Origin of the sequence: Pseudomonas sp. Je.1.5.c, from assembly GCF_051129895.1 — a bacterium.
Classification (GTDB): Bacteria; Pseudomonadota; Gammaproteobacteria; order Pseudomonadales; family Pseudomonadaceae; genus Aquipseudomonas; species Aquipseudomonas urmiensis.
Map to the genome: position 1 here is coordinate 26,115 of NZ_JBCPSP010000048.1, position 6,466 is coordinate 32,580.

At 63.1% G+C, this 6,466-nt stretch carries 5 protein-coding genes; 3 read left to right on the plus strand and 2 right to left on the minus strand.

The features are described from left to right. Position 1: 1 nt before the first annotated feature. The gene (locus AAZU54_RS24045) at positions 2–1,177 is read right to left on the minus strand and encodes a trans-sulfuration enzyme family protein (RefSeq protein ID WP_186555306.1); all 1,176 of its coding nucleotides are present in this window, start codon (positions 1,175–1,177) and stop codon (positions 2–4) included. Positions 1,178–1,334: 157 nt separating this feature from the next. Here AAZU54_RS24045 and AAZU54_RS24050 point away from each other — a divergent pair, with 157 nt between their 5' ends. Beyond that, positions 1,335–1,793 (plus strand): Lrp/AsnC family transcriptional regulator, encoded by a 459-nt coding sequence (locus AAZU54_RS24050; protein WP_186555307.1) that lies wholly within the window; start codon positions 1,335–1,337, stop codon positions 1,791–1,793. 68 nt (positions 1,794–1,861) lie between these two features. Here the strand turns inward: AAZU54_RS24050 and AAZU54_RS24055 are convergent, their stop codons facing one another. Continuing rightward, positions 1,862–4,189, minus strand: coding sequence for an FdhF/YdeP family oxidoreductase (locus AAZU54_RS24055; protein WP_434727750.1), 2,328 nt, complete (start codon positions 4,187–4,189; stop codon positions 1,862–1,864). Between the two features lie 266 nt (positions 4,190–4,455). On the opposite strand from AAZU54_RS24055, the gene moaA reads away from it, so the two are divergent. Both moaA and AAZU54_RS24065 read left to right on the plus strand, forming a co-directional pair. Continuing rightward, a complete protein-coding gene (moaA, locus tag AAZU54_RS24060; protein ID WP_186555309.1) occupies positions 4,456–5,460 on the plus strand; it encodes a GTP 3',8-cyclase MoaA in 1,005 nt (334 codons plus the stop codon). Between the two features lie 20 nt (positions 5,461–5,480). Continuing rightward, positions 5,481–6,380 (plus strand): bestrophin family protein, encoded by a 900-nt coding sequence (locus AAZU54_RS24065; protein ID WP_434727751.1) that lies wholly within the window; start codon positions 5,481–5,483, stop codon positions 6,378–6,380. The last annotated feature ends 86 nt before the right edge of the window (positions 6,381–6,466 follow it).

Genomic DNA, 6,466 nt, shown 5'->3' on the forward strand with positions numbered 1-6,466 from the left:
CTTACGCAGACGCCTTCAGGGCCACATCCAGATCCTCGATCAGATCCCGGTAATCCTCGATCCCCACCGACAGCCGCAGCAGGTTTTCGCCGATCCCCATCAGCCCTTTCTGCTCAGGGCTCAGGGAGTTGTGCGACATGCTCCAGGAGTGGTTGATCATGCTTTCCACCCCACCCAGGGAGTCGGCCAGGACAAAGATCGACAGCGCTTCGACCAGGCGATTGACCGCCGCCCGATCACCCTTGATGCGCATGGCCACCACCGCACCACCGGTGCGCATCTGGCGCTTGCTCAGCGCGTGTTGCGGATGGCTCTCAAGGCCTGGGTAATACACCTGTTCGACCTGTGGATGCGCCTCAAGGAACTGCGCTACACGCAGGGCGTTGGCGCTCTGGCGCTCCATACGCACATCGAGGGTCTTCAGCCCGCGCAGGGCCAGGTAGCAATCGAACGGGCCCTGGATCGCGCCCACCGCCATGCTGATCTTGCGCAGGCGCCCGAGCAGCTCCTGGTTGGCCGCGACCACCACGCCACCGGTCAGGTCGGAGTGACCGCCAATGTACTTGCTCGCCGAATGCATCACCAAGTCCACGCCCAGGGTGATTGGCTGCTGGTTCCAGGGCGAGCAGAAGGTGTTGTCGATGCAGGTCAGAATGCCGCGCTCGCGGGCCAGCGTGCACACCGCCTGGATATCGACCAGGTGCAGCAGCGGGTTGGTCGGCGACTCGATCCAGATCAGCTGGGTTTCTGGGCGAATTGCGGCAGCGACGGCCTCCAGGTCATTGAGGTCGACATAGCTGGTGGTCAGCCCCGAGGTGCGCCCACGGTAGTCTTCAAGCAGGCGGAAGGTGCCGCCATAGACGCCGTTCATCACCACCACGTGAGCGTCCTTGGAGAGCAGCTCCAGCACTGTGGCGGTGGCGCTCACACCCGAGGCGCACGCCACCGCGCCAACCCCTTCTTCCAGAGCGGCGACGCAGGTTTCATAGGCATGCCGGGTCGGGTTGGCGACGCGGCTGTAGGCGTACTCGGGGTTATCGTCCAGGCCGCGCTTGATGTACGAGCTGGCGGTGTAGATCGGCGGGAAGATGGCGTTGTCGGCAACGCTGGATTGCTCGCCAGCATGAATGGTGCGAGTGGCGAAATTACGCGGCTTGTCGGACATGGTCGGGTCCATTGACTGGGAAAGAAGTGAAGTGCGCCACTATCGCATATCCAACGCGCCCAGGCCGAGCGGGGAATTTTCCTTTGCGCGGATAAGCCGATGGTGTTTTCTGGAAGCTCTGGCTGAGCTAATGTGGAGGATATTTTTCTGCTGATAGCCGCCCGCCGATATGGACAGTTTCGACCAGCACATCCTCACCCTGCTCCAGCGCGACGCATCGATTTCCCTCAAGGACTTGGCCGAAGCGGTCAACCTCACCACCACCCCCTGCTGGAAGCGGGTCAAGCGCCTGGAAGACGAAGGCTACATCCGTGGCCGCGTCGCCCTGCTCGACCCTGAGCGCCTGGGGCTGGGCCTGACCGTGTTCGTCCAGCTCAAGACCCAACGCCACGACAGCGCCTGGCTCGAGCAGTTTGCCGCGACGGTGAGCAGCTTCGAGGAGGTGATGGAGTTTTATCGCATGTCGGGGGATTGGGACTACATGCTGCGTGTGGTGGTGGGCGATATCGCAGCCTATGACCGCTTCTACAAGAAGCTGATTACCAGCACCGATGGGCTGTCGAACATCACCTCGAGTTTTGCCATGGAGCAGATGAAGTACACCACGGCTTATCCGGTTCATCGCTGAAATCTGGGCAAGTTGCAGGGGCGCACCGCCGCTGCAACTTGCCCGCGAAGTGGCCGGTATTGGCGCCATCAATCAGCAGCGACCAGCCCGATCCGATTGCCCTGCTTGGCTTTCTCCAAACGAATCGCCACGAACTTGGAGGTCGGCGTGTACGTTCCTTCGCCATAGCTCTCCAACGGCACCAGCGGATTGGTCTCCGGGTAATACGCCGCCGCCTGCCCCTCGGGCACATCGAACGCCACCAGGCGAAAGCCACTAACCCGCCGTTCACGGCCGTCCTCCCAGAGCGAAACCATGTCCACCTGCTCGCCAGGCTCGAAGCCCAGGCGGCGGATGTCGGCTTCGTTGACGAACACCACTTCGCGCAGGCCAAACACCCCGCGATAGCGATCATCCAGGCCATACAGCGTGGTGTTGTACTGATCGTGCGAGCGCAAGGTCTGCAAGATCAGATCGGGTTTATCCCCGCGTGCCAGCACCTGGGCGTTGACCAGGTGCTCAGGCAGGGCGCTGGCGGTAAAGCGCGCGGTGCCCGTAGAGGTGCGCCAGGTGCGCTCGGCCGCACTGTTGCCCAGATGGAAGCCGCCGGGTTGCTCAAGGCGCTGATTGAACTGGGCAAAACCCGGGATCACATCGGCGATCATGCTGCGGATCCGGCTGTAATCGGCGATGGCGTACTCCCAGTCGATGGGGTGCTTGCCCAAGGTCGCCTGGGCCATCCCGGCAATGATCGCCGGCTCCGAACGCATGTGCGGCGAGCGCGCTTTGAGCTGGCCGTGGGAGATGTGCACCATGCTGAAGGTGTCTTCCACCGTCACTCCTTGCGGGCCGTTGGCTTGCAGGTCGATCTCGGTCCGGCCCAGGCACGGCAGGATCAGCGCGTCCCGCCCGGTCACCAGGTGCGAGCGGTTGAGCTTGGTGGAAATCTGCACGGTCAGCGCACACTTGCGCAGCGCCTCGTGAGTGCGTGGGGTATCGGGGGTGGCTTGGGCGAAGTTGCCGCCCAGGCCGATGAACACCTTGGCCCGGCCCTGCTCCATCGCCTGGATCGCCAGCACGGCGTTATGCCCATGCTCACGCGGCACCTTGAACTGGAAGCGTTTTTCCAGGGCGTCGAGCAGTGATGCCTTGGGCTTCTCGTCGATGCCCATGGTGCGGTCGCCCTGCACGTTGCTGTGACCGCGCACTGGCGACAGGCCGGCCCCCGGCTTGCCGACGTTGCCGCGCAGCAGTTGCAGGTTGACCAGCTCCTGCACGGTCGGCACCGAGTGGCGATGCTGGGTAACGCCCATGGCCCAGCACATGATCACCCGCTCAGCCTTGCGGTACATGCGCGCAGCCAGCTCGATCTCGGCCAGGGTCAGGCCAGACTGTTCGACGATATGCGCCCACGAGGTAGCATCGACCGCCGCCAGGTAGTCGTCGATGCCATCGGTGTGCTCGGCGATGAAGGCATGGTCGAACACCGCTGGCTGGCCATTGGCCTGGGCCTCGCGCTCCCACTGCAAGAGGAACTTGGCGATACCGCGCATGGCCGCCATGTCACCGCCCAGCGCTGGGCGGAAGTAGGCGGTATTGGTGGGTTCAGAGCCATTGCTGAGCATCTCGAATGGGTGCTGCGGGTGCTGGAAACGCTCCAGGCCGCGCTCCTTGAGCGGGTTGAAACACACCACCTGCGCGCCGCGGCGAACCGCCTCGCGCAACGGTTCGAGCATGCGCGGGTGATTGGTGCCAGGGTTCTGGCCAATCACGAAGATCGCATCGGCCAGTTCCAGGTCATGGAACACCACCGTGCCCTTGCCCACCCCCAGCGTGCTGCCCATGCCCACGCCACTGGCTTCATGGCACATGTTCGAGCAGTCGGGGAAATTATTGGTGCCATAGGCGCGGACGAACAGCTGATAGAGAAACGCCGCTTCGTTGCTGGCCCGACCTGAGGTGTAGAACTCGGCTTCATCGGGCGAAGCGAGCGCTTTAAGGTGCTTGGCGATCAGGGCGAAGGCCTCGTCCCAGCTGGTCTCTACGTAATGATCGGTGGCGGCGTCGTAGCGCATCGGGTGGGTCAGGCGGCCCTGGTATTCGAGCCAATAGTCGCTCTGCTCGGCCAGGGCGCTGACGCTGTACTTGGCGAAGAACGCCGGGTCCACCGAGCGGCCGGTGGCCTCCCAGTTGACCGCCTTGGCGCCGTTTTCGCAGAACTTGACCATGTCGCTTTCCGGCGACTCGCCCCAGGCGCAGCCTGGGCAGTCGAAGCCCCCGTTCTGGTTGGTCTTGAGCATGGCCCGCAGGTTCTTGAAGGCGTTTTCACTGCCCAGCCAGCTCTTGGTCACGCTCTTGAGCGCACCCCAGCCGGCGGCCGGGCCCTTGTAGTCCCTGATGTGTTGGTCTTGGCTCATGCGGTAGATCCTCACGCGGGGCATCGAATGGTTCACCGGATCGAGTCGCCCGATGTTTTTTCCAGCCTAAGAAGGCCGCCCCTGGTGCGTCCAATCGAAATGTCTTACAGCACGATAAGCCCTGTCGATCATGGCCTACAGCCCTTGCCAATCGAGGCCTGCGGCAGTGATAGAGGAGATTGATCATGTGAGAGGGCAAAGCAATTTGACGCAGCCCGGCGCAGGTTATAGCTTGGACCTAACCCCCTCTTACTCAGAGCGCGAATGTGGAACCCAACGGCCAGGCCCTGATCGACGGCTTCAACCGAAGAATCGACTACCTGCGGATGTCGGTCACCGACCGTTGCGACTTCCGTTGCGTGTACTGCATGGCCGAAGACATGCAGTTCTTGCCGCGCCAGCAGATCCTCAGCCTCGAAGAGCTGTACCAAGTGGCCGAGCGCTTCGTCGCCCTCGGTACCCGCAAGATCCGCCTGACCGGTGGCGAGCCGCTGGTGCGCCAGGGCATCGTCGAACTGTGCGCACGTATCGCTGCCCTTCCCGGCCTGCGTGAGCTGTGCCTGACCAGCAACGGCTCGCAACTGGGCCGACTCGCGCAGCCTTTGTTCGACGCCGGCGTCAGCCGCCTGAACATCAGCCTCGACAGCCTCGACAGCGCGCGTTTCCGCCAACTCACCCGCACCGGCGACCTGGCCCAGGTGATCGCCGGCATCGACGCTGCACGCCAGGCAGGCTTTCGCCGCACCAAGCTCAACTGCGTGGTGCTCAAGGGCCGCAACGACGATGAAATCGTCGACCTGGTGCGCTTTGCCATCGACCGCGAGCTGGATATCTCCTTTATCGAAGAAATGCCGCTCGGGGTGATCAGCGAGCATCAACGCGGCGAATCCTACTGCTCCAGCGACGAAGTGCGCGAGCTTTTGGCCGAGCACTTCACCCTGATCGAATCGGCCGAGTCCTCCCAAGGGCCAGCCCGTTACTGGCGCCTGGCCGAGGCGCCGCAGACCCGGGTCGGATTCATCTCGCCGCACAGCCACAACTTCTGCGCCACCTGCAATCGCGTGCGCCTGACCGTCGAAGGGCGCTTGCTGCTGTGCCTGGGCAACGAGCATTCGATGGACCTCAAGCAAGTCCTGCGTGCCCATCCGGGCGATAGCCAACGGTTGGAGAACGCCATCCGTGAGGCCGTGCACCTCAAGCCTTACCGTCACCACTTCGAGGTCGGCGGCGAGGTACAGATCCTGCGCTTCATGAACATGACCGGCGGCTGATCGGCCGCCTCTGGATTGCCATGATCGTCCACTCCCGCCCCGATGTGCTGCGTGTGCTGTTCACCCTCAAGGGCTCGATCGTCAAACGCATCGCCTTGCGCTGCCTGCTGGTAACCTTGCTGGCGGCGCTGATCGTGCTGGTTGAGCGGCATTATCCGGAACGCTTCTCGCCGGTCAGCGCCACGCCGTTCACCTTGCTTGGCCTGTCGCTGTCGATCTTCATGAGCTTTCGCAACAACGCCTGCTATGACCGCTGGTGGGAGGGGCGCAAGGCCTGGGGCAGGATGATCATCGAGATGCGCTCGTTCGTGCGCGAAAGCACGGCAATTACCGATCAGCGGCTGCGTGCAGAGCTGCTGCGCAGCTTGTGTGGCTTTGCCCATGCGCTCAATGCCGGGCTGCGCAATGAAGATCCGCTCAGTGCTGCGCGGCCATGGCTGGCCGAGTCGAGTGCGATCAGTTCGCACAATGTCTGTGATGGGATCCTGCGCGAGCTGGGCCAGCACTGTTCGGACTTGGCGCAGCGCCAGCAGATCAGTGAGTGGCGCTACACCCTGCTTGAGCAGCGGCTGGTTGGGTTGTCGGAGGTCCAGGCGACCTGCGAGCGGATCAAAGGTACGCCGCTGCCCTTCCCCTACACCTTGCTGCTGCACCGAACCATCTACATCTTCTGTTTGTTGCTGCCGTTTGCTCTGGCCGAACCGCTGGGCTGGCTGGCGCCATTGTTCACCACCATCGTCAGCTACACGTTCTTTGGCCTGGATGCGATTGGCAACGAGCTGGAAGATCCGTTTGGCCGCGATGAGAACGACCTGCCGACCGATGCCATGGTGCGCACGATCGAGCGCGATGTGCTGTCAGCGCTGGGGCATGAGCCGCTGCCACCGGCGTTGGTGCCGGTGGACCATGTGCTGAGCTGACTAGCAGGAGCGGCCCTATCGCGGGGCAAGCCCGCTCCCACGCAGACGACATTCATCTTGGAAATCGCGTGGGAGCGGGCTTGCCC

Excerpts from the sequence above, each read along its gene's own strand:
- AAZU54_RS24045 (WP_186555306.1), bottom strand. The coding sequence starts at position 1,177 with ATGGACCCGACCATGTCCGACAAGCCGCGTAATTTCGCCACTCGCACC.
- AAZU54_RS24050 (WP_186555307.1), top strand. The coding sequence starts at position 1,335 with ATGGACAGTTTCGACCAGCACATCCTCACCCTGCTCCAGCGCGACGCA.
- AAZU54_RS24055 (WP_434727750.1), bottom strand. The coding sequence starts at position 4,189 with ATGAGCCAAGACCAACACATCAGGGACTACAAGGGCCCGGCCGCCGGC.
- AAZU54_RS24065 (WP_434727751.1), top strand. The coding sequence starts at position 5,481 with ATGATCGTCCACTCCCGCCCCGATGTGCTGCGTGTGCTGTTCACCCTC.